Raw genomic sequence first — 21,147 nt, 5'->3', positions numbered from 1 at the left:
GTTACCGAAAGAAACCAGCAATGAATCGGCGACGGTTCCTGGTTGGTGCTGGTGCAACGACGTCCGCGGCGGTCGCAGGCTGTCTCGGCGAGGACAACGATCCGGACTCCGGTGGAGGGAACGGGTCGCTCTCGAGCGGTGACGATTCGGAGTCCAGCGATTCCGAAAACGGCGACAACGGAGTCGCGGACGACTCCTCGTCGTCCGACGATGAGAACGGAGCGGAGAACGGCGATTCCCCGGTGGCAGACGACGACGAATCGGACGACGAAGACGAAAGCAGCGCGGACGACGACGGATCGGACGAAGCCGACGACGAGAGCGGAGCGGAGTCGTCCGATGGCGCAGACGAGAGCGACGAGGACTCCGGCGACGAAAGCGATGGTGGCGACGACGGCAGCGACGGCAGCGACGAGAACGGCGAAGATACCGATGACAGCGACGACAGCGACGAGGGTACCGACGGCGGCGAACCTGAGCCGGAGACGCACACGCTCGACGTCGAAATCGGGGTCGAGCCGGGGTACAACCGGCCGTCGGCGGTAACCCTCGAGGTCGCCGGCGAGCGCATCGAGACCGGCGAGGCGGTCGCCTCCTTCGACCTCGAGAGCGGCACGCACACGCTGGAGGCGACGGCCGAGGGGTTCGAGACCGTGACGCAAACGGTCTCGGTCGAGGAGGAGACGACCATCGGCATCGAACTCCAGCGACGGTACGAGGAGATCCGGATCGTCGACCACGACGTGTCTATCACTCGTCGAGACGACGCGGACGATACGGTCGAGGCGGCGGTCGTCCTCGAAAACCGGAGCGATTTCGAGTCGACGCGGATCTGGGTCGAAGCGACGGCTACCGACGGGGAGGGGAACTCGTTCGGCCACGCGGAATCGCGGGCGCTGTCGGTCTCGCCGGGGGAGCGATCTGACGTCAGGTTCACGCTCCTGCGGTCGGCGACCGACTCCTTCGAGGAGGGGCGCAGCGTCAGTAGCTACGAGCTGGCCGTCACCACGGTGGGCACGTTCCGGACGCTGGATACGGCGAGCGGGTAACCGCCGGGGCCTGACTCGCCGCGAGGGTTGCACTGAGCGCCACCTTTTTACCCGTGTGCGGCCCACAGAACACCACATGGTCTCGCAGACGATGGATCGAGTTCCGCGCCGATTCTAACGACCGTTCCGTCGCTCGAGGTGGGCTATGTTAACCGATTCACGCGCGAGCGAAAGCGCCGTCTCTCGAGCCGGCCTGGACGCCCTCGCGCTCAAACCCACCGAAAGTGACCTCTCGAACGTACCAACGACCCTCACAGACACGATCGCGATCGACTACGAGGGACGCGACCACCTCCCCGACGCCGACGCGCTGCGCGCGCTCGCGACGAACGCCGACCTGCGGCTGACGACGCCGGTTCGCGCCGACGGCTTCGACCCGCTGGGCGACGACTCGCTGCTCGCCGAACTTCCGGACGAAGTCGGCCGCGTGCTCGTCGCGGGCCACCCCGCCTATCTCACCGAGCAGGAGCGAACGCGGGCCGTCGCACCCCGACTGGGGGCGGCCCTCGAGTCCGCGCCGGACGCCTGGGTCGGCACCGAGAGCGTCGAACGGGTCGCGATGGCGACCGGCGCGACCCAGTACGACCTGCTCTCGCGGACGACCGTCCGCGAGCTGCGGGCGATCCGTGCCGCCGGTTTCGACGGCGAGATCGCCGTCTACGCGCCGACGGTGCTGTCGGCCGACGAGGACGCCATCCTCGAGGCCGTCGGCGCGTACGTCGCCCGGCGACGGCCCGTGGCAAACGCGCTTCCCGACGGAGCCGCCACGGACTCGAGCGCGGCCGGTCGCGCTCGCGAGGTGTTGCTCGCCGCCGCAGGCGACTACGCCCTGGTCGGGACCGTCGACGCGGTTCGGACGCAGGCCGATGCGTTGCGGGAGGCCGGCGCGACCACGGTCGTCGGCTATCCCGCCCGCGGCCTCGAATCGTTCCTCGAATAGTTCGGGTCTGGCCCCTCGTGGTATCCGGGCCACGACGAACCACCCATTGGTAAGTAGTCGGCCCACCCAGGGCCACCCATGACACCGCTTGCCGAGCAGACGACCACGGCGGCCGCCGACGCGCTCGAGGCCGCCGAGGTCGCCGTTCTCCCGACAGGTAGCACCGAACAGCACGGACCGGCGCTTCCGCTCGGAATGGACCATATGGCAGCCCACGCGTTCGCCGAAACCGCCACCGAGCGCGACGACGCGGTCGTCCTGCCAACGGTGCCGGTCGGCGTCAGCGTTCACCACCGCCAGTTCGACGGCACGCTGTACGTCAGCGAGGAGACCTTCGAGGCCTACGTCGCGGAGACGCTCTCGAGTCTGGCCGCCCACGGCGTCCGCAAGGCCGTCGTCGTCAACGGCCACGGTGGCAACTCGGCGGCGCTGAATCGGGCGGCCCGAACCCTCCGCGACGAGGAGACCGCGTTCGCGCCGCCGTGGAACTGGTGGGACAGCGTCACCGACCTCTCGGCGGAGCTGTTCGAGGAGGCCGGCGGCCACGCCGACGCCATGGAGTCGAGCCTGCTCTGGCACATCCGCGACGACCTCGTCCGGCCCGACGAACTCGAGGCCGCGGAGGCCGGCGCGAGCGAGGGGTGGGGTCAGGCGGTCCACGGCGCGAACGTCGGCTTCGACACGATCGACTTCTCCGAGAGCGGGGCCGTCGGGTCACCCACGCAGGCCGATCCCGAGAAGGGCAAGCGGCTGTTCGAGGCCGCGAGCGAGGAACTCCACGCGCTGCTCGACTGGCTGGCCGAGCGGCCGCTCGACGACTGCTGGCCGCGTTCGCACAGATGAGCACGAACGACCCGGAACCGAGCGGCGAGGGACCGGCGCTCGCCGTCGGCACCGACGCGCTCGAAGATCGGGGAGCCGGCCTCGAGGTCGCCGTCGTCGGCGGCGGTGCCGTCGGCGCGACGGCGGCCTACGACCTCGCCCGCCAGGGCGCGGCAGTCACGCTGTACGAGCGGGGCCAGATCGCCGCGGGCTCGAGCGGCCGCGCCGCGGGCGTCTGCTACGACGCGTTCGCCGACCCGCTCGACGCGGAGATTGGCCGCGAGTCGATCGAGCGGTTCCGACAGCTGTCGGGCGACGAGACGTTCCCGTTCGTCGAGTGCCCCTACGTCTGGCTCGCCCGCGAGGGCGACGAGCGCCGGGCAGAGGCGATCCGCGAGCAGGTCACTCGGATGCAGGCGGAGGGCGTGATCGCCCTCGAGATGACCCCCGACGAACTCGACGAGCGGTTTCCCGCGCTGCGGACCGACGACGTGGCGGTCGCGGCCGTCGCCGGCGCCGCGGGCTACACCGATCCCGCCAGCTACACGGCCTGCCTCGCCGCGGCGGCCAGCGGCGCAGGGGCGACCGTCGAGACGGGCGCCGCGGTCGCGGTGCGAACGGACCCCGCACGCGTCGTTCACGAGGGAACCGAACGCGAGTTCGACGCCGTCGTCCTCGCGGCGGGCGCGTACACGAAGCAGGTACTCGCGGCTGCTGGAATTTCGATCGCGATGAAACCGTACCGCGTGCAGGCGCTCACCGCGAGCGCCAGCCTATCGGAGCCGATGTGTTACGACGCGACCGCCGGCTTCTACTGTCGACCCCACCCGACGGGCATCCTCGCGGGGAACGGCACCGAGGAGGTCGAGGCCGACCCCGACGAGTACGACCGGGAGGCGAACGCCGGATTCGCCGCGGACCTGCTCTCGCGGGTCGACCACCGACTGCCGGGACTCGAGGCCGACCTCGAGCGCGCCTGGGCGGGGCTGTGTACGGCGACGCCCGACCGCGATCCGCTAGTCGGCGAACTTCGCGAGGGGCTGTACGTCGCGACCGGGTTCCAGGGCCACGGCTTCATGCGCGCGCCGGCGATCGGGCAGCGACTCGCGGCGGACGTTCTCGGCGCCGAGTCGATCGAGGCGTTCGATCCGACGCGCTTTTCCGGAGACGAGGAGTTCGAGATCGTCGAAGGGATGGTCGTCGACGAGTGAGAAAACGGATCGCTGTACGGTTTGCCGGTGGTCGCCCGACCGGGTCCGCGATCATCGGAACCGACTCACAGCAGACCGTCTCAGTCTTCGATCGTGATCTGGTCCGTACCGGCGTCCGTCCCGGCCGACGGCTCCTTGGGGATTTCGATCCGTAACGATCCGTGTTCGCCGAGGCGGGCGGTGCCGTCGTTGGCGTTGACGAGCGCGTCGTCGGGGAGTTCGGTTTCCCCCTCGAGCGACATCGACCGGCCCGGAAACCGCATCTCGAAGCCCTCGTGGAACTCGCGGAACCGATCGAGACGGATCTTGACCGTCCCGTTCACGTACCGAACCTGCACGTTCTCGGGGTCGACGCCCGGGGCGTCGAACACGACCAGATACGCCTCGTCGTTCTCGAGGACGTCGACCGGGAGCGATCGCTGTCGCTGGAACTGGCTGCTCGCGCGGCCGACCTGGCGGTAGAGAGCGTTGCCGACGGAGTCGGTGAGGTCTTTGAAGCTCATCGGCGGTCACTCCGGAGCGGGAGGGCGTGCGCGAGGGACATATATCACCATCTACGAGAGCCAGCTTCTTATTGGTTTTGGCAGAGCAAAATAAACGTCAGACGGTCGGCCGTCACGCGGTGACCGATCGTCAGAGTTCGATCGGTTCGAGACAGTCGGTCCCCCCACAGACCGGACAGGAGAGCGCCGAGACGTCGTGATCGTCCGGAACGTCGTAGGTGTAGTGGTTCTCGAACATATCGAGAAAGCAGTCGTCGTCGGTGCACTCGATCTCTTCGGTCGCGGGCATAGCCATCAGTAGTCGCACGAGCCACATCAACGCACGGGTAGCGGCGGTCCCATCGACCGTGCGGAGCGGCGGTACCGGGGATCGCACGGAGTGGCCGTGCCCGGACGCCGTGTAGTCACGGTTTTACGACTCGAGGCGCTACTGCGAGTCATGACCGACCCCGACTCGCTTTCGGTGACGCTGGTCGACGGCTACGTCGACGAACCGGCACACTTCGGGGTTCCGCCGTACGTCTCGACGTATCCGCGCTACACGGCCGGGGCGCTCGTCGACGCGGGCGTTCCGTCCGAGCGGATCACCTACCACACCATCGACGGGTTGCGCGACGAGCCGAACCGCTGGCAGGACGTCGACGAGGCCGACCTCCTCATCTACCTCGGCGGGATGACGGTGCCGGGGAAGTACGTCGGCGGCACCCCGGCAGAGCCCGACGAGGTGAGAAAGCTGGCCTGGACCGCGAGCGGCACGAGCCTGATGGGCGGCCCCGTCAAGTTCGGTGTCGGCGACGAGAACGCGGGCGCGACCGAAACCGAGCGCCAGGATCTCGACTTCGATTTCGTCGCGAAAGGCGACGTCGAGGCCGCAGCCTACGACCTCGTCGAGAGCGGCCTCGAGGGCTTCAACAACCGGATGCGGGACGTCGCGGAGGTTTCCCGATGGGCCGAGCAGGGTGCCTTCGTGGTCGAACAGCACCCGAACCACCCGGAGTACCTCATCGCGGAACTCGAGACCTCGCGGGGGTGTGCCTACCGCTGTTCGTTCTGCACGGAGCCGCTGTACGGCAATCCCTCGTTCCGACCGCCGGAGAGCGTCGTGAACGAGGTCGACGCGCTCTCGGACTACGGGGTTCGGCACTTCCGGATCGGACGCCAGGCCGACATCCTCGCCTACGGCGGCGACGGGGAGGCGCCCAACCCCGACGCCCTCCGGGAACTGTACGGCGGCATCCGCGAGGTCGCGCCGGAGCTCGAGACGCTGCATCTGGACAATATGAACCCGATCACGATCGCCAACTGGCCCGAGGCGAGCCGGGAGGGGATCCGGATCATCGCCGAGCACAACACGCCCGGCGACACGGCGGCGTTCGGACTCGAGTCCGCCGACCCCGTGGTCCAGGCGGAGAACAACCTCAACGTCACCGCCGAGGAGTGTTTCGAGGCGGTCCGGATCGTCAACGAGGAGGCGGGATGGAGACCGGGAGCCCCGGGGGATCCGACGTCCTCCGAACGCGCGAGCGGCGATCGAGAACCGGCCCCCGCACTCGGGCCAGATGTCCCCAACAGGCTGCCGAAACTGCTGCCCGGCATCAACCTGCTGCACGGCCTCAAGGGCGAGCGCGAAGAAACCTACGAGCACAACCGCGAGTTCCTCCAGCGGGTGTACGACGAGGGGCTGATGCTCCGGCGGGTGAACATCCGGCAGGTGATGGCTTTCTCGGGGACCGAGATGTCCGACACCGGCGCGAGCATCGCCCTGGAGCACAAGAAGCTGTTCAAACGCTACAAGCAGCAGGTCCGCGAGGAGATCGACAACCCGATGCTGGCGCGGGTCGCCCCGCCCGGAACGGTGCTGCCGGACGTCCACCTCGAGTACCACCAGGACGGCAGGACCTTCGGCCGACAGCTCGGAACCTACCCGCTGCTGGTGGCGATCCCCGGCGAGCGACCGCTCGGCGAGATCGTCGACGTCGCCGTCGTCGATCACGGCTACCGCTCCGTCACGGGCGTCCCCTACCCCCTCGATCTCAACGCCGCGTCGATCGACGAACTCACCGCGATCCCCGGTATCGGTACCCGCCGCGCGGGTGACGTCGTGGTCAACCGCCCCTACGAGACGGTCGCCGACGTCGGGATCGACGCCGAGGTTGACCTCTCGCGGTTCGCGACCGTCCGCGAGGGCGCTCAAGCAGCGCATACCCGACAGCGATGACCAGACACAACAACGTATCGACGTGGCCGGTGGTAGACGGCTCGGAGACCGTACTCGAGTCGCTCCAGACCCCGGGATCGGGGGTTCAACTGTCGGTAGTTCTATTACGGATGAGAGTCTGACTGAAACCTGAGGGTCTACCTGTGGAAATATCTGAAAAACTCCTGTGTCTGTTCAGCACGGATGTTTCGGAAGAAGCCGACCGATACGTCATCGAAATACCTAAACAAGAGATCGAAACCGGCGATATCGATCCCGGCGAGGTCTATCGCGTCGCACTCATCTCCCGTGAGACGGAGGAGAGCACCAACGGACCGTCGAATTCGGACTCGGTGTCGACGCCCAAACAGCGCTCGAGTACGCCCTCGGAGCCCCAGCCACCGGTCGACGTCGGCGAAACCCGCTACGTCGAAATCGAAGACATCGGCAAACAGGGCGACGGCATCGCCCGCGTTGAGCGGGGCTACGTGATCATCGTCCCCGGCGCGGACATCGGCGACCGGGTAAAGATAGAGGTCAGCGAGGTCAAATCGAACTTCGCGGTCGGCGAGATAATCGAAGAGACCTTCTGAACCCTCCACTTCTGGCGTGGACGACCCGTCGCGGCGATAACTCGAGTAGCGGCTGAGTCCCGCTACGGTCTCCCCGGGTCCTCGAACAACGCGCTGAAGAGCTTTCTTTCCGCCGCGCGGATGTGCTGGGAGAACGTCGGTGCGGAGATATCGAGCGAAGCGGCGACCTCCTCACCGGACTGCTGTCGCGGCCACTCGAAGAAACCCGCGACGTACGCCGTCTCGAGGGTCGTTCGCTGCCTGTGGGTGAGGTCGCTCAGCCAGGTCTGCGTGATCCGCTGGGACGGTGGCATCGAACTCGAGCGGCGCCTGCGTGCGAGCACCTCCGTGTCGGCGTACGCCTCCCACATCGACTCGATGACGCGCCTGACGTCCGTCCCCATCGGAAGGTGGACTGTCAGCCGATAGTCACCGTCTTCGATAACCACACGCTCGATCGACCCGCCGTGGGCGACGGTTGTCGAGAGGAGCGGGGGCTGGGACAGCCGCGCCTCGAATCGATCCGCGGTCAGTTCGTCGCCGACCGCCTGGACACTCGTCCAGGACGGGCGGTGCTCGACGAGCGCGTCGAGCACCCCGGTCCCCCCTTCGGTCACCGTTCCGTACTGGAGGAACTCCTCGTCCGGGAGCGAAACGGTGTGATCGATGACGACCCGTCGGCCCGCGTCGGATGCCCCTTCGGCCGTCTCGAGAACGTCTCGGACCTGAATCTCGAGTTCGAGTACGTTGTCCGCAGCCAGCGCGTGCTTGCGTTCGGCCGCGGCGATCGCGTGGCCGACGATCTCGCCGAGCCGTCCGATCACCGTCCGCTCCTCGGACGCGAAGGCACCCGCTTGGCCGGCGTAGACGAGAAGAACGCCGTACAGCGTCTCCTCGTGGCTGATCGGAATCGCAACGACGGATCGGAACCCGAAGTCGACGGCCTGTTCCCGCCAGGGTTCGAACATCGGGTCTTCGAGCACGTCGTCGACGACCTGCATCTCCCGTGTCCTGATCGCTCGACCCGCCGGACCCTGACCCTTGGGGACCTCCGGATCGAACGAGACCGAGATCGCCGACGCGTATCCCTCCGCGCCGGCCTCGACGACCGGGTCGACCGATCCCGCCGGCGAGTCAACCTCCGCGAGCCAGGCGTACTCGTAGGAGGTCGACTCGACGACCGACTCACAGACGGCTCGCTGGATCTCCGCCCGTGTCGACTGCTCGAGGATGACGTCGATCGTCTCCATGACGGCGTCGTTGAGGTCGTTCAGCGCCGTGAGCTGCCTGCGCTGGTGCTCGAGAGTTCGTTCGCGATCTACCCTGTCGAAGGCCGCCTCGGCGTCCGCCGCGAGGATTTCGACGAGCTTCCGGGTCCGATCGTCGATAGGTCCGACCTCACGCGAGCCGGCGAGAAGAACGCCGTGGTCGGCGATCGGGACGAACAGTCCGGCCCGCATCTCCGTCTCGTCGAACAGCAGGTGAGCCGACTCGTGGACGTCCTCGTAGTGGTGCAGTTCGCCCTCAGCGAAGGTGCGACCGACGATACTGCTCCCGTCGGACGGGAGTTCCGGGAGTTCACCGGGGACGAGCGCCGGCCGAACCGACCGTGCGTCGGGAACCAGTCGCTCCGTCGTCTCGTCGTACCGGTAGAGGAGGACGTCGGAGAGGTCGAGGACGTTCGTCGTCGCGTCGACGACAATGTCGCTCACTCCGCCCTTTGTCCTCGCCTCGAGCAGCTCTCCCGCGGTGTCGTTGAGCGCCCGGAGCTGTTCTTCGTACCGAATCCGGTCGGTGACGTCCTGGGACATGGCCATTCCGGCGAAGACGTCGCCGACCTCGTCATCTACCGGCAGCACCCAGACCTGAAGGTGACGGCCGTCGATCGTGACTTCGAAGGAATCCAGCGCTCCCTCGAGCGCCTCGCGGTATTTCGGAACGACGGTCGGGACGTCGTCTGGGTCGAACGCCTCCGAGACGTGTGCACCCTGGAGCGAGTCCGGTGAGAGGTCGATCTCGTCGAAAATGTTACCCTCGACGAGGGTAAACTCCAGGTCCTCGTCGAACAGCGCGACCGCTCCGTTGGGGAAGTTCTCCGCGAGCGTTCGATACCGTCGTTCGGACCGCTCGAGCGCCCGCTCGCGTTCCTTGTGCTCGGTGATGTCCTTGGCGATGCCGACGATTCTGACGACGGCACCGTCCTCGTCGCGAATCGGGTAGGAACGGTCTCGCAGCCAGCGAACAGAGCCGTCGGGATGGACGACCCGGTACTCCTCCTCGTACTCGCCGCTGGATCGATCGGGGATCCTGTCGGTCACCCGCTGACGGTCCTCGGAATGGATGCGCTCGAGAAACGAACGCGGCTGCTCGTAGAGCCGGTCCAGACTGTGCTCCCAGACCTCCTCGTAGGCGGGATTGACGTAGTGAAACTCGTCCAGTTCGGGGGAGCTCATCCAGACGACCTCGGCGACGTTTTCGGCGAGTTGCCGGAACTTCGCCTCGCTCTCACGGAGGGATTGTTCCATCTCCCTGCGGTCGGTGACGTCGCGGAAGTAGATCGACAGCCCGGTTTCGGAGGGGTAGATCCGCAGCTCGATCCACTGCGCACGCGACTCGAGGAAGAGTTCGTCGCTGACCGGCTTCTGGGCGTCGAGGGCCTGGTGGAGGTGGTCGCGAACGGGGCCTCGAACCGACGACGGAAACGCCTCCCAGGCGGACTCGCCGACGAGCGCGCTCGCGGTGGTCCGAAACAGCGTCTCCGCTCGCTCGTTAACGTAGGTGAACGCGAGTTCGTCGTCGGCGGCGAAGAACCCGTCGTCGATCCGTTCGAGCACGTCGTCGAGTTCACGCTCGAGTTCGTCCCGCTGGGCGTGTAGTCGCTGCTCGTACTCGCGACGATCGGTCAGATCCCGGGTGACCATCGCGTAACCCGCAACCGAGTCGCCCTGGTCCTGGATCGCCGTAATCGTGGTCCGCGCCCAGAACCGCGAGCCGTCCGTTCGAACCCGCCACTCTTCGGCTTCGATCGAACCGTTCGCGACGGCGTCGGTCAGGTTTCGCTCGGGAATGTCCGCAGCGATCGCGTCGTCGGTGTAGAACGTCGAGACGTGTTCGCCGAGGACCGCGTCGCGCTCGTATCCGAGCGTGCGTTCGGCCCCCCGGTTCCACGTCTGAACCCGCCCGTCGGCGTCGAGCATGAAGATCGCGTACTCCTCGGTCGCGTCGACCATCGACCGGAACAGGTGCTCCCGCTCGGCCAGCGCCTGTTTCGCGCGCTCCTGTTCGGTGATGTCGATCATGACGCCCTCGAGAGCATCGATGGTTTCTGAGCCATCGCCGACGATACCGTAGCCGCGATCCTCGACCCAGCGGATCTCGTCGTCGGCGGTCACGATCCGGAACCGGGTGCTGTACTGATCGGTCTCCGCCAGCTGCGTCCGGGTCTCGCGTTCGACCCGCTCGAGGTCTTCGGGGTGAACGAGTTCGGCCGCCGAGTCGATGTCGTCGGGATCGTGCCCCGCAACCTCGAGAACGCCGTCGCTCACGAACGTCATCGGCCAGCCCGCCTCGTTTCGACAGCGGTAGACGATCCCCGGCACGTTGTCGACGAGTCGGGTGAGCATCCGATCGGCATCGACGTCGCGATCACGGCCGTCGGAGGCCGGGGGGCGCCACCAGACGCGCCCCCGGGCACCGACTTTTTTTGTCCTGAGTTCGTCGCGCTCGACGAGCCGATCGAGCCGATTGTACGCCGTTCGTCTGCTGATCGAGAGCGCGTCGGCCACCTCGGTCGTCGTAAGCGGCACGTGCGGCTCGGACGTTCGATCGAAGGTGGCGAGCGTCTCCCTCCATCCGTTGCGATCCCCGTTGCCCATACTCTCCAGCTAGCCCGTTCCGGCCTATCAACCTAACCGTTAACGGAAAAACACGACGGCGAGATTAGCCACACGAAGGACAGAATCTCGGAGTCCCCCGGCGCGGACCGCCACTCGTAGAACAGAGATCCTCCAACAGGAAACATAATTTCTAAAATACATCATGATCCCACACAGTACTACCAAAGTACTTTGGAAACACGTTTGAGTGATCACTGGCAGATTGACACACCGAGGAGAGAATGAGCGAACCATCGGACACCGATTCAACGGTCGAACCCGAGGCTATACTTCGGGCCCAAACACACCTCGAGCAGGCACTCGAACTCTGCGACGACGACGAAACGCAGTATTTTCTTCGGGAGGCGCTTCACCTGCTGGCGACCCCCGATACTACCGACCCGTAGTGTTCCCAAATATTACGACTTGTAGTTAATTATCTCATATCAGAAATAAACTTAGTAGTCACGGTGTGGTACCGACCGTGACGGAATATGGCTACGATCACGGAGTTCCGAATTCCGACGAAAGAACCGCTCTGGGCCAGTATTCGAGCGCGAACCGCAACTCGAGTGTGAGATGGAGCAGGCCGCCGTTCGGGACTTCCCGGCCCTGTGGTTTACCGGCGTCACGCGGTCCGCTCTCGAGAGGGCTCTGGAGGTCGAATCGTCCGTCGAATCGTACTCGCTGGTCACTACCCAGGAGGACTGGCTGTTGTACGAGTTCACAGGAATCGTGGAACTCTGCCGGTTGTTCGATACCGTCATCGAGAACGGAGCGGCCGTCTACGACTTCACCGCGGCCCACGGGCGCTGGACGCTCTCCCTTCGATTCCCGGAACGTGACGGTGTCTGCCAGACCTACGAGCAACTCGAGAAACGCGGCTTTACTGTCACCGTTGGACGGTTGTGCGACGGAGGTACCGAGTCCGCGCGCGCAGTCGGATTGACCCGGGAGCAGTACGAGACGCTCACGACCGCCGTCGAACACGGTTACTTCGAGATTCCACGCGAGGTTACCATGGAGGAGTTGGCCGACGAACTCGAGGTTTCCCACCAGGCGGTCTCCGAACGATTACGTCGGGCGTACAAAACGCTCGTCGCGTCCGAGCTAGGCGTCGACACCGGGCGTGATCCCGTCGCCGAATCCCTCCCGGTAGCCTGACTGCGGCCGTCGCCGAGGCGTCGATTTCGACGCGAAGGGCGCGCCTCCTTACCTCTCCAGCGGCGTTCCGTCCTCCCGTTTTGCGCCCTCCGAATCGTGGACGACGACCTCGCCCGGATCGGGAGCGGCCGGGCGATACGCGTCCCGGACGGCGATCGCTTCCTCGAGTTCCCGGATCGCCCGTTTCCTGAGAGTTCGGGCCAGCTCCTCGGCGTCCGCGCGAGAGATGTCCCGGCCGAGCCCCTCGCACTCGTGGGCGCGAACGCTCCCTTCCTCGTCGACAGCCGCACCCATCGGCTGGCTGGTGCCATCCAGTACGACGCTGAACGGGTACGTTCGACAGATCAGCGGGCGGTTCTCGTGGGCGGTGCAGGCGCCGGTGCCGCCCTCGCTCTCCGCGTAAAACGTACAGTCGCCACAGGCGTCGGTCTGCAGCGCCCACTCGAACGTCTCACCCTTGAGCGAGCCGTCCTCCCCCTCGGCGAGTCCGTACGGCATCGGCCGAGCGACGTCGCGCCAGTCGTACTCGTCGTCCTCGGCTGTCGCCTCGCCGAGTTCCCGGACCTCGTCGGGGAACACCGTTGCGGTGTGCTCCTCACCCTCGAACCCCTTGCAGCAGGCCCCACAGCGGGTACACTCGAAGCCGATCGACTCGATGGCGTCGGCCAGGTCGTCGACCGCGAGCTCGCGGGCTCGCTCGAGGTCGGTCTCGAGGGAATTCACACCGCTTCTCGGAGACGGGCGTGGAAAAGTCCGCCGCTCTCCGGACCGATCAGGACGGCCGGGGGGTCGCTCGGTCGCCGTCCCACTCGAGGGCGCCCTCGACGGCGAGTTTCTCGAGGTGGGCGACGACGGTCGCCCGCGCCAATTCGCGGACGCCGGTGAGATCCTTCTCGTAGGACGTCTCGAGGACCTCCTCGAGCGTTCGGGCACCGTTTTCGACGGCGCGGCGAATCCGGCGCTCGCGCTCGAGGCGGTGGCCGATGAGCCGTTCGCAGGTATCACGCGGTTCATCGATAGGCGGCCCGTGACCGGGATAGAGGCGCGGCGGGTCCATCGCCCACAGTCGTCGAAGGGTCGTAAGGTAGGCGCGCATATCTCCCTCGGGCGCGCCGACGACGACACTCCCCTCGGCGACGGCACAGTCTCCACAGAGGATCGGACCGCCAGCGCCCACGCGGAGAGCCGTGTGATCGGGGGCGTGTCCCGGTGTTTCGAGGAGCTGAATCGTGCCGTCGCCGATCCGGATCTCCGTGTCGGGGCCGTAGCAGCGGTCGGGCTCGAGTCCCGTCGCCGCCGCGAACGCCGCCGTTCGACCGCGCCGAGCCCAGACGGTCGCTCCGGTGCCGGCGGCGTAGTCGGCGGCGGCCCCCACGTGGTCGGGGTGGGTGTGCGTGAGGACGACGTGGGCGACGCCGCGGTCGGCGACCAGCGCGTCGAGGTCGTCGGTTCGGCTCGCGGGATCGACGAGAACGGCGGATGCCGAGCCGATCACGTACGCGTTTGTGTGGCCGTCGGGGGCGTAGGTGTCGACGGGAACCGGACAGCGAGTGACCTCCATGGACGCCGTTTCGCGGGCGGGAAAAAGTGTATGTCGGCCGGCCGTGGATTGTGCGGGTCTCGGTTGGCGGCTCAGCGGGCGAGGTAGTACACCTGCTTGCGCGCGTCGCGGAAGCTGTAGCGAGAGGCGACGAGGTCGACGTCCTCGAGGCGGTTCAGCGCGTAGCGGACGGTGCGGTCGGGGAGCAGGGACTCCTCGGCGAGTTGGCCCTGCGAGAGCGGGGAGTCGGACTCGAGGACCTTGGCGACGAGTTTCGCACTCGGGGGGAGATCACGGAGCCGCTCGCGGTATTCGGCCTCGGAAAGCGTTTGTTCGGCGGCAGCGTTCGGGTCGTCTGCGGTACTCATGCTCATACCGTTTTCAGGTGAGACCGTACTGGTAAACTTTCCCTATATGGTGGTACATACAATAGGGTTTGTAATAGGTGTTTAAATGCCATACTAGCCCGGCTTCCCAGCGACTATCTCACCGGCCGCCGACCACCGGGTATGGAGCAGATTCCACCGGAGTACGACGATCTGTTCGAGCGAAAGACGTTCGCGCAGTTCGCCACGATCATGCCCGACGGCACGCCCCAGGTGACGCCCGTCTGGATCGACCGCGACGAGGAGGGGTACGTCCTCGTCAACACCGCCCGAAACCGACGGAAGGAGAAGAACGTTACGCGCGAGCCGAGGGTCGGCCTCACGATCCCCGACCCCGACGACCCGTACCGCTATCTCTCGATCCGCGGCGAAGTCGAGGAGGTCACGACCGACGGTGCGATCGAACAGATCGACCGCCTCACCCAGCGGTATTTCGGGGAGGAGGAGTACCCACACCACGGTGACGAGAGAGGCGAGCGCGTGATCCTTCGAATCCGTCCCGACCGAGTCGTCACGAGTTCTCGGTAGTTCCCGCCGACGGCGCAGGAGCGGGTTAGCTCAGAATCGGCCCGGCTCGCGGTAGGTTCCCATTAGCCCCCGACACTCGGGGCAGTGGACCAGCAAGAGGTCCGCATCCTCGTGTCTGACGAGTTCGTCGGTCGCCGAGGTCGCGCCACAGCGCTTACAGGTGGGCATACTATGACATAGGTTACCGATCGGCAAAGCCTTTCTCGAGCGGACTCCAGTATCGTTTTATCCTCCGGACAGTGTAGTTGCGCCCAGTGTGAAAGGACAGGAGTGGTACCAGGCCGACGACGTCGCCGAGGAGTACGACGAAAAGCGGTTCTCTCGGGGCGGGCAGTTGATCGACCGGCGGGAGAAGGCGGCGGTTCTCGACGCGATCATGCCCCTCGAGGAGAAGAACGTACTCGAAATCGCCTGTGGTACCGGGCGGTTTACGGTGATGCTCGCCGAACGCGGCGCGGACGTCGTCGGACTCGACATTTCGGCTGCGATGTTACAGCAGGGGCGAACGAAGGCGCGAGCCGCGGGCGTCTCGGAGAATCTCGAGTTCCTCCGAGGCGACGCCGGCCGACTGCCGTTTCCCGACGATCACTTCGACACGGTCGTCGCGATGCGGTTTTTCCATCTGGCGGACGATCCCGAAGCGTTCCTGAGCGAGATGCGACGCGTCTCGAAGGACCAGATCGTCTTCGACACGTTCAACCGATTTTCGGCCCGGAGCGTCTACAACTGGGCGCTACCGATGGGCTCGCGCCTCTACTCGAAGAGCGAAGTGGCGGTCTTGCTCGCGAAAACAGATCTGACGCTGGTCGACGTCGAGGACGATTTTCTGGTTCCCTACGGCGCCTACCGATCGATCCCGAACGTGCTCGCGTCGCCGATCCGGGCGCTCGACCGTGCCGCGGGAGCGGCCCCGATCAGCGACCACCTGGCGTCGGTGTCCTACTGGAACACCCGGGTTCGCTGAGTCCGAGCGGAGCCGTCGTAAATCCCGTCCCCTTTTTACTGTTGGGGTGATCTACCAGTGAGTATGAAGCTCTCGGTAGTCGTTTCGACGTTGAACGGCCGGGAGCACTTGCTGGGGTGTCTCGATGGCCTCGACGAACGGACGCCCGCGCGGACGGAGGTCGTCGTCGTCAACGGCCCCTCCTCTGACGGGACGACGGGTGCCGTCCGGGCGCGCGACGACGTCGACGTCCTCGTCGAAATCTCCGAGCGGAACCCGAACGTTTCGCGCAATGCGGGCGTTTCGAACGCGACCGGCGACGCGGTCGCGTTTCTGGGTGACGAGTACGTGATCTGCTCGTCGTGGTACGAGGCGATCGAAACCGCACTCGAGGCCGGCACCGACGTGGTCACCGGTCCCGTTGGGAGAGAAACGCAAACTCCCGGCGACCGAACCCCCCAGTGCATCGCGGGTCGGAGCGTCACGCACTTCGACGGATCGAACGTCGCCTTTTCACGTGAGGCGCTCGAGGCCCTCGACGGTTTCGACGAGTACCTCACCGTCGGTGGGGCCCGCGACTGCGCCCACCGCGTCGCCGCCATGGGGTTCGACGTCACCTGGAACGCGGAGATGTCCGTCCGGAGCGACGTCGGCACCGACGGCGGCCGGTCGGCGACCGACTGGGGCGCTCGCTACCGGTCGCTGGCCTACCGGCTGGCGAAGAACTACGGCCCCCGCCCGGCCACGTTCGGGCGAACCACGGGAAGCGCGCTCAGAAACGGGTTCGACAGCACGCGCGCGGTCATCACTGGAGAGGCGACGCCGACGGGCTGGTTCGGCAACGGGAGTTCGGTTCTCACGAATGCTTTCGGTGGGTTCAAAGACGGTCTTCGAGCCCGGTACGCCGACCGAACGTCACGCCGCAATCCGAACGGGATCTCGGTCCGCCACGACCGGGCGGTCAGGGTGTACGATCGCCGATAACTCTCGAGCGGGTCGCGCAGCGGGGGAGGCTCACCCGTCGGGAGCGAGCGCGTCGATCACCCGGCAGGCGTTCTTCGAGAACGCCCGCCAGAGTTTGTCCTCGGAGACGTCGAGCGTGAGCACCTCCATAACGGCGACGTCAGGATGGCAGGCGGGGGCGCCGCTGCCGAAGAAGACCCGGTCGGGGTGTTCGAGCAGCGCCCGCTCGAGCTGGTCGCGGTACCGGACGAAACTCGTGTCGAGGTAGCAGTCGTCGTAGTCGGCGAGCAGGTCGATCATCTCGTCCATCAGCGAGCGCTCGAGCGGGAAGCCGCCGAAGTGGGCGACGATGACTGGAAACGAGCGCTCGAACAGCGTGTCGGCGAGGCGGGACGGCGGCGCGTCGACACCACCCCGGACCAGCAGCGGGAGGCCGACTGCCTCGAGTTGAGCGAGTACCGCCGGGTCGGGTACCCCATCGACCGTCGGGTCGAGGACGAACCCGCAAAAGCGATCGTCGTAGGCGTACTGTTCGATGTCTCGCGGAGTCGTGTGGTACGCGTCGCGTCGACGGACGGCGTCTCGAAGTCGGCCTCCGGGACCACCCCCTGTCGACCGGGTGCCGTTGATGCGCGCGAAGGGGACGAACGGACGGTCGACGCTGAGTCGGGCGACGCCGTTGTTAGCCGCGACGTAGCTCGTGCCTGCCGCGGGGTCGGGAAAGACGACGGCTTTGACGATTCCCGCCTGGTGCATCTCGCGCTCGAGCCTGTCGGGTGAGATCGCGCGACCGCGCGTCCGCCCTTGCTCGTCGGGCGAGAGACGGGCGTGAACGTCGACGACACGAAACCCGTGTTCTAACTCGAGCATTCGGTCGGGGGTTGTGACCGATCCCATATTGTGCTACCGGCCGCGCCGCCGGATTTCCCGCGCCGTGTGCTCATCGTTCACACGGGAATCGCCAGAGGGAAGCGAGGTGGTCGCGAAAAGCTTATATAGAAGTGCTGACGATACCTTAGTGAGGATTCAACCATGGCACAACAGCGACGCATGGGCGGACAGCCCATGTTCATTCTGAGCGAGGACAGCCAGCGAACCCAGGGGCGCGACGCCCAGTCGTCGAACATCATGGCCGGCAAGGCCGTCGCCGAGGCCGTACGGACCACACTCGGTCCGCGCGGCATGGACAAGATGCTCGTCGACTCGAGCGGAGACGTCGTCATCACGAACGACGGCGCGACCATCCTCAACAAGATGGACATCGAGCACCCCGCCGCTCAGATGATCGTCGAAGTCTCGGAAACCCAGGAGGACGAGGTCGGTGACGGAACGACGACTGCTGCGGTGCTCGCGGGCAACCTCCTCGGCGAGGCCGAGGACCTCCTCGAGCAGGACGTCCACGCCACCACCATCGTCGAGGGCTACCACGAGGCCGCCCGCATCGCGCTCGAGGCGATCGACGAGGGCGTTCTCGAGGCCGACGTCGACGACGAGGTGCTCAGACAGGTCGCCGAGTCGAGCATGACCGGCAAGGGAACCGGCGGTCTCACCGCCGAACAGCTCGCCGAAACGGTCGTCGACGCCATCCAGCACGTCTCCGACGACGAGGGCGTCAAACGCGACAACGTCACCGTCCACACGCAGGTCGGCGCCTCCTCGAACGCGACCGAACTCGTCCCCGGCATCGTCATCGACGAGGAGCCGGCCCACGACGAGATGCCGAACGCGGTCGAGGACGCCTCGATCGCGATTCTCGACGTCGAACTCGGCGTCCGCACCGGCGAGATAGACGCCGAGTACTCGATCGATTCGATCGACCAGCTCAACGCCGCCCTCGACGCCGAGGAGAGCGAACTCCGCGGCTACGCCGAGACGCTCGCCGACAGCGGGGTCGACGTCGTGTTCACCACCGACGACGTCGACGACCGCGTCGCCTCGTTCCTCGCGAACGAGGGCATTCTCACCTTCGAGGACCTCGGCAACAAGGACGCCCGCAAGATCGCCTCCGCGACCGGCGCCCGCCGCGTCGGCGCCCTCGAGGACCTCGAGGAAGACGACTTCGGCCACGCCGACCGCATTCGCACCGAGCGCTTCGGCGACGACGACCTCGCGTTCGTCGAGGGCGGCGCGGCCGCGGAATCCGTCACCGTCTTCGTCCGCGGCGGCACCGAACACGTCGTCAGCGAACTCGAGCGCACCATCGGTGACGCCTTAGACGTCGTCGCGACCGCCCTCGAGTCTGGGGAGGTCGTCCCCGGCGCCGGCGCGAGCGAGATCGCCATCGCAGACAAGATTCGCTCGGAAGCCGCCGCGATCCAGGGCCGCAAACAGCTCGCCGTAACGGCGTTCGCCGACGCGCTGGACATCGTCCCGCGCACGCTCGCCGCGAACACCGGCCAGGACCCCATCGACTCGCTGGTCGACCTCCGCGCCGCCCACGAGTCCGAGGGCCGCGCCGGCCTGATCACCGACGGCGAAACCGTCACGATCGGCGACCCCGTCGAGTTCGGCGTCGTCGACCCCGCGGACGTCAAGCGCGAGGCCGTCGAGAGCGCGACCGAGGCCGCGACGATGATCGTCCGCATCGACGACGTCATCGCCGCCGAGTAATCCTGCGACACCTCCGGTTTTTTTTGAACTAGCCCCGTAGACTGTCGTGCAAGCCGACAGTGTTAATAGTTACCAATGGTCATACGGAGTATGGGAGAACGGTCTCCGAGAGACGAGTTAACACGTGTCGAGGAGACGGCCGGCCGACCGCTCTACCGCGACGACTCTCGCGGGACATACCACCTCTGGTTCGACGAGCGGGAGTACGAACCGGTGAGTACGGCCCTCCTGTTCGGCGTCTCGAGCGTTCGTGGTGTCTCCCCGGAGTCGCTCGAGCGACTCTCCGACCGGATCGATCCCGAGGCGTTGAACGCGCTGTTTCGCGACGAAGAGCTCCAGAACCCCGCGACACGGTCGGTCTCGTTCCGGTTCGCGGGCTGTTCGGTTACGGTGTACGGGGACGGCGAAATCGTCATCGACCCGCCGTGAGCGGCGGCATCAGGACGACTCGAGGACGACCTCGTCACCCGCCTCGAGACCGAATGCGCGGTCGCCCCGCTCCCGGTTGACGTCGAGTTCGACGTAGCCGTGGCTGCCGACGGTCGCCAGGCGCTCGCCTGGGGCGACCGACGCGAACGTCTCCACCGACGGAACCCGCTCGCCGTTGGCGACTACGGCGGTCCGGTCCTCGAGCCACGCCCCCGGGACGTTCGTGATCGCGTTGCCGAAGTCGTCGACGACGAGCACCTCGCCGGCGGCGCGGTCGGCCTCGACCGCCGCCTCGGGCAGCGTCAGATCGATCGGGTCGCCGATCGGCGAGAGGTCGGAAAGCGACTCGAGGGCATCGGCACCCGCGTCGTGGACGGCCGCGGCCGCCGGTGCGAAGACGTCCCGGCCGTGAAAGGTCGAACTGGCCGCGTCGGCGTCGTCGATTGCGTACCACTCGAGGTGCCGGTCGATTGCGCCGCACGAGTCGGACTCGTCGGTCGCGGTCTGGGCAACTAAGCGCCGCGCGGCGGGGACCAACACCCCGTTGTCGGGACCGACGAGACAGTGCTCGCCCGCTCGAGCCGCGAGCGCCCGTCTGTCGGTTCCCACGCCCGGATCGACGACCACGAGGTGGGTCGCCGGTGGAAAGTACGGCAGCACCTCGCGCAGCCAGAACGCCGCCGCGCGGACGTCCTGGCGGGGAAAGTCGTGAGCGACGTCGACCAGGCGAGCGTCGGTGCGCGCCGCGATCACCCCTTTCATCGCGGCGGGGTACGGCGTGCCGAAGTCAGAGGAGAGCGTGATCATGACCGGCGGTACGGTTCGATTCGATAAAGGCGATTCGTCCGCACCTACTTCCCGTTCGTGTCCGAATCGCTCACCATCTGGATCCGCTCGATGCCGTCGATTTCCTCGACGACCTCGACGACGGCGTCGGGGACGAGCGCCTCCCAGTCGCCGTTTTCGATCATCCGCTCGCGGACTTCGGTCCCCTCGAGCACCTCGCGGTTGAACATCGGCGACTGGCGGATCTCGACGCCCGCCTCGCGAAAGAGTTGGATCACGAGGGGGTTGTTCGAGTAGGCGACGTCGAAGTCGGGGCTCATACTCTGGACGTGGCTCACCCACACCGAGTTGCGCTCTAGGTCCTCGATCGGAACGGCGTAGGTCACGAGGTCGTGGTCGACCAGTGACTTCGTGATCATCATGATTCGCTCGCCGGCGGTAAACGGGTTGCGCGTCGTGTGCGAGTCGCCGGCGCTCCCGATTCCGAGCACGAGTTCGTCGACGTCTTCGGCGATGCGTTCGACCATGTTGTGGTGGCCGTTGTGATACGGCTGAAAGCGTCCGATGTAGAACCCCCGCGTCATGGCAGAACGCTCGAGCCTGGGACTCTTAAGACTGGCGAGCTGTTC

23 protein-coding genes are annotated in these 21,147 nt (G+C 66.5%); 13 read left to right on the top strand and 10 right to left on the bottom strand.

The window, feature by feature from the left end:
* Positions 1-20 precede the first annotated feature (20 nt).
* From AC6I6S_RS12830 to AC6I6S_RS12815, 4 genes are all read left to right on the top strand, one after another.
* Entirely contained in the window at positions 21-1,049 is a 1,029-nt protein-coding gene (locus tag AC6I6S_RS12830) for a PEGA domain-containing protein (RefSeq protein WP_497950617.1), read from the top strand.
* A gap of 145 nt (positions 1,050-1,194) precedes the next feature.
* Positions 1,195-1,989: a DUF7388 family protein gene (locus AC6I6S_RS12825; RefSeq protein WP_497950616.1), complete on the top strand. Its 795-nt coding sequence runs from the start codon at positions 1,195-1,197 to the stop codon at positions 1,987-1,989.
* A gap of 78 nt (positions 1,990-2,067) precedes the next feature.
* A complete protein-coding gene (locus AC6I6S_RS12820) occupies positions 2,068-2,832 on the top strand; it encodes a creatininase family protein (RefSeq protein ID WP_497950615.1) in 765 nt (254 codons plus the stop codon).
* Complete coding sequence (locus AC6I6S_RS12815) at positions 2,829-4,022, top strand: NAD(P)/FAD-dependent oxidoreductase (protein ID WP_497950613.1); 1,194 nt, start codon at positions 2,829-2,831, stop codon at positions 4,020-4,022. The genes AC6I6S_RS12820 and AC6I6S_RS12815 overlap by 4 nt, the downstream gene beginning before the upstream one ends.
* Before the next feature lie 80 nt (positions 4,023-4,102).
* Here the strand turns inward: AC6I6S_RS12815 and AC6I6S_RS12810 are convergent, their stop codons facing one another.
* The gene (locus AC6I6S_RS12810) at positions 4,103-4,525 is read right to left on the bottom strand and encodes an Hsp20/alpha crystallin family protein (RefSeq protein ID WP_497950611.1); all 423 of its coding nucleotides are present in this window, start codon (positions 4,523-4,525) and stop codon (positions 4,103-4,105) included.
* A gap of 130 nt (positions 4,526-4,655) precedes the next feature.
* The gene (locus AC6I6S_RS12805) at positions 4,656-4,814 is read right to left on the bottom strand and encodes a DUF7559 family protein (RefSeq protein WP_497950610.1); all 159 of its coding nucleotides are present in this window, start codon (positions 4,812-4,814) and stop codon (positions 4,656-4,658) included.
* Between the two features lie 150 nt (positions 4,815-4,964).
* Here AC6I6S_RS12805 and AC6I6S_RS12800 point away from each other — a divergent pair, with 150 nt between their 5' ends.
* Together AC6I6S_RS12800 and AC6I6S_RS12795 are read left to right on the top strand one after the other, a co-directional pair.
* Positions 4,965-6,743 (top strand): radical SAM protein, encoded by a 1,779-nt coding sequence (locus AC6I6S_RS12800; RefSeq protein ID WP_497950609.1) that lies wholly within the window; start codon positions 4,965-4,967, stop codon positions 6,741-6,743.
* A 143-nt stretch (positions 6,744-6,886) separates the two neighbouring features.
* The gene (locus AC6I6S_RS12795; protein ID WP_497950607.1) at positions 6,887-7,315 is read left to right on the top strand and encodes a TRAM domain-containing protein; all 429 of its coding nucleotides are present in this window, start codon (positions 6,887-6,889) and stop codon (positions 7,313-7,315) included.
* A gap of 62 nt (positions 7,316-7,377) precedes the next feature.
* Here the strand turns inward: AC6I6S_RS12795 and AC6I6S_RS12790 are convergent, their stop codons facing one another.
* A complete protein-coding gene (locus AC6I6S_RS12790; RefSeq protein ID WP_497950606.1) occupies positions 7,378-11,169 on the bottom strand; it encodes a PAS domain S-box protein in 3,792 nt (1,263 codons plus the stop codon).
* A 242-nt stretch (positions 11,170-11,411) separates the two neighbouring features.
* Here AC6I6S_RS12790 and AC6I6S_RS12785 point away from each other — a divergent pair, with 242 nt between their 5' ends.
* Both AC6I6S_RS12785 and AC6I6S_RS12780 read left to right on the top strand, forming a co-directional pair.
* Positions 11,412-11,576 (top strand): hypothetical protein, encoded by a 165-nt coding sequence (locus AC6I6S_RS12785; protein ID WP_497950605.1) that lies wholly within the window; start codon positions 11,412-11,414, stop codon positions 11,574-11,576.
* Positions 11,577-11,748: 172 nt separating this feature from the next.
* Complete coding sequence (locus AC6I6S_RS12780; RefSeq protein WP_497950603.1) at positions 11,749-12,333, top strand: helix-turn-helix domain-containing protein; 585 nt, start codon at positions 11,749-11,751, stop codon at positions 12,331-12,333.
* A 48-nt stretch (positions 12,334-12,381) separates the two neighbouring features.
* Here AC6I6S_RS12780 and AC6I6S_RS12775 read toward each other — a convergent pair whose 3' ends face one another.
* From AC6I6S_RS12775 to AC6I6S_RS12765, 3 genes are all read right to left on the bottom strand, one after another.
* Entirely contained in the window at positions 12,382-13,056 is a 675-nt protein-coding gene (locus AC6I6S_RS12775; protein ID WP_497950602.1) for a YkgJ family cysteine cluster protein, read from the bottom strand.
* Between the two features lie 49 nt (positions 13,057-13,105).
* Positions 13,106-13,894 (bottom strand): MBL fold metallo-hydrolase, encoded by a 789-nt coding sequence (locus AC6I6S_RS12770; protein WP_497950600.1) that lies wholly within the window; start codon positions 13,892-13,894, stop codon positions 13,106-13,108.
* 71 nt (positions 13,895-13,965) lie between these two features.
* Positions 13,966-14,247 (bottom strand): helix-turn-helix domain-containing protein, encoded by a 282-nt coding sequence (locus AC6I6S_RS12765; RefSeq protein ID WP_497950599.1) that lies wholly within the window; start codon positions 14,245-14,247, stop codon positions 13,966-13,968.
* A gap of 135 nt (positions 14,248-14,382) precedes the next feature.
* On the opposite strand from AC6I6S_RS12765, the gene AC6I6S_RS12760 reads away from it, so the two are divergent.
* Positions 14,383-14,787, top strand: a complete 405-nt coding sequence (locus AC6I6S_RS12760) for a PPOX class F420-dependent oxidoreductase (protein WP_497950598.1) — start codon at positions 14,383-14,385, stop codon at positions 14,785-14,787.
* A gap of 30 nt (positions 14,788-14,817) precedes the next feature.
* On the opposite strand, the gene AC6I6S_RS12755 is transcribed toward AC6I6S_RS12760, so the two are convergent.
* Positions 14,818-14,955 carry a hypothetical protein gene (locus AC6I6S_RS12755; RefSeq protein ID WP_497950597.1) on the bottom strand — a complete coding sequence of 46 codons (138 nt, stop codon included), beginning with the start codon at positions 14,953-14,955 and terminating at the stop codon, positions 14,818-14,820.
* An 88-nt stretch (positions 14,956-15,043) separates the two neighbouring features.
* On the opposite strand from AC6I6S_RS12755, the gene AC6I6S_RS12750 reads away from it, so the two are divergent.
* On the top strand, positions 15,044-15,751 hold the full coding sequence (locus AC6I6S_RS12750) for a class I SAM-dependent methyltransferase (protein ID WP_497950595.1): 708 nt from the start codon (positions 15,044-15,046) through the stop codon (positions 15,749-15,751).
* Positions 15,752-15,814: 63 nt separating this feature from the next.
* Positions 15,815-16,714, top strand: coding sequence for a glycosyltransferase family 2 protein (locus tag AC6I6S_RS12745; protein WP_497950594.1), 900 nt, complete (start codon positions 15,815-15,817; stop codon positions 16,712-16,714).
* Between the two features lie 30 nt (positions 16,715-16,744).
* On the opposite strand, the gene AC6I6S_RS12740 is transcribed toward AC6I6S_RS12745, so the two are convergent.
* Entirely contained in the window at positions 16,745-17,563 is an 819-nt protein-coding gene (locus AC6I6S_RS12740) for an amidohydrolase family protein (RefSeq protein WP_497951479.1), read from the bottom strand.
* A 195-nt stretch (positions 17,564-17,758) separates the two neighbouring features.
* Between AC6I6S_RS12740 and thsA the strand changes: the two genes are divergently transcribed.
* The gene (gene thsA / locus AC6I6S_RS12735; protein WP_497951478.1) at positions 17,759-19,303 is read left to right on the top strand and encodes a thermosome subunit alpha; all 1,545 of its coding nucleotides are present in this window, start codon (positions 17,759-17,761) and stop codon (positions 19,301-19,303) included.
* A gap of 90 nt (positions 19,304-19,393) precedes the next feature.
* Positions 19,394-19,732, top strand: coding sequence for a HalOD1 output domain-containing protein (locus AC6I6S_RS12730; RefSeq protein WP_497950593.1), 339 nt, complete (start codon positions 19,394-19,396; stop codon positions 19,730-19,732).
* Positions 19,733-19,741: 9 nt separating this feature from the next.
* Here the strand turns inward: AC6I6S_RS12730 and AC6I6S_RS12725 are convergent, their stop codons facing one another.
* The gene (locus tag AC6I6S_RS12725) at positions 19,742-20,539 is read right to left on the bottom strand and encodes an SAM hydrolase/SAM-dependent halogenase family protein (RefSeq protein ID WP_497950592.1); all 798 of its coding nucleotides are present in this window, start codon (positions 20,537-20,539) and stop codon (positions 19,742-19,744) included.
* A gap of 44 nt (positions 20,540-20,583) precedes the next feature.
* The gene (locus AC6I6S_RS12720) at positions 20,584-21,102 is read right to left on the bottom strand and encodes a nicotinamide-nucleotide adenylyltransferase (protein WP_497950590.1); all 519 of its coding nucleotides are present in this window, start codon (positions 21,100-21,102) and stop codon (positions 20,584-20,586) included.
* Between the last annotated feature and the right edge of the window lie 45 nt (positions 21,103-21,147).

It is taken from the genome of Natrononativus sp. DTA114, from assembly GCF_059736515.1.
The sequence above is the reverse complement of the archived record's forward strand: the minus strand, read 5'-3'. Positions and strand labels throughout refer to the sequence as shown.

Coding starts and splice junctions, on each gene's coding strand:
- AC6I6S_RS12780 (WP_497950603.1), top strand. CDS start 11,749: ATGGAGCAGGCCGCCGTTCGGGACTTCCCGGCCCTGTGGTTTACCGGC.
- AC6I6S_RS12790 (WP_497950606.1), bottom strand. CDS start 11,169: ATGGGCAACGGGGATCGCAACGGATGGAGGGAGACGCTCGCCACCTTC.
- AC6I6S_RS12785 (WP_497950605.1), top strand. CDS start 11,412: ATGAGCGAACCATCGGACACCGATTCAACGGTCGAACCCGAGGCTATA.
- AC6I6S_RS12730 (WP_497950593.1), top strand. CDS start 19,394: ATGGGAGAACGGTCTCCGAGAGACGAGTTAACACGTGTCGAGGAGACG.
- thsA (WP_497951478.1), top strand. CDS start 17,759: ATGTTCATTCTGAGCGAGGACAGCCAGCGAACCCAGGGGCGCGACGCC.
- AC6I6S_RS12800 (WP_497950609.1), top strand. CDS start 4,965: ATGACCGACCCCGACTCGCTTTCGGTGACGCTGGTCGACGGCTACGTC.
- AC6I6S_RS12770 (WP_497950600.1), bottom strand. CDS start 13,894: ATGGAGGTCACTCGCTGTCCGGTTCCCGTCGACACCTACGCCCCCGAC.
- AC6I6S_RS12765 (WP_497950599.1), bottom strand. CDS start 14,247: ATGAGCATGAGTACCGCAGACGACCCGAACGCTGCCGCCGAACAAACG.
- AC6I6S_RS12820 (WP_497950615.1), top strand. CDS start 2,068: ATGACACCGCTTGCCGAGCAGACGACCACGGCGGCCGCCGACGCGCTC.
- AC6I6S_RS12745 (WP_497950594.1), top strand. CDS start 15,815: ATGAAGCTCTCGGTAGTCGTTTCGACGTTGAACGGCCGGGAGCACTTG.
- AC6I6S_RS12720 (WP_497950590.1), bottom strand. CDS start 21,102: ATGACGCGGGGGTTCTACATCGGACGCTTTCAGCCGTATCACAACGGC.
- AC6I6S_RS12805 (WP_497950610.1), bottom strand. CDS start 4,814: ATGCCCGCGACCGAAGAGATCGAGTGCACCGACGACGACTGCTTTCTC.
- AC6I6S_RS12760 (WP_497950598.1), top strand. CDS start 14,383: ATGGAGCAGATTCCACCGGAGTACGACGATCTGTTCGAGCGAAAGACG.
- AC6I6S_RS12830 (WP_497950617.1), top strand. CDS start 21: ATGAATCGGCGACGGTTCCTGGTTGGTGCTGGTGCAACGACGTCCGCG.
- AC6I6S_RS12755 (WP_497950597.1), bottom strand. CDS start 14,955: ATGCCCACCTGTAAGCGCTGTGGCGCGACCTCGGCGACCGACGAACTC.
- AC6I6S_RS12740 (WP_497951479.1), bottom strand. CDS start 17,563: ATGCTCGAGTTAGAACACGGGTTTCGTGTCGTCGACGTTCACGCCCGT.
- AC6I6S_RS12825 (WP_497950616.1), top strand. CDS start 1,195: ATGTTAACCGATTCACGCGCGAGCGAAAGCGCCGTCTCTCGAGCCGGC.
- AC6I6S_RS12810 (WP_497950611.1), bottom strand. CDS start 4,525: ATGAGCTTCAAAGACCTCACCGACTCCGTCGGCAACGCTCTCTACCGC.
- AC6I6S_RS12725 (WP_497950592.1), bottom strand. CDS start 20,539: ATGATCACGCTCTCCTCTGACTTCGGCACGCCGTACCCCGCCGCGATG.
- AC6I6S_RS12815 (WP_497950613.1), top strand. CDS start 2,829: ATGAGCACGAACGACCCGGAACCGAGCGGCGAGGGACCGGCGCTCGCC.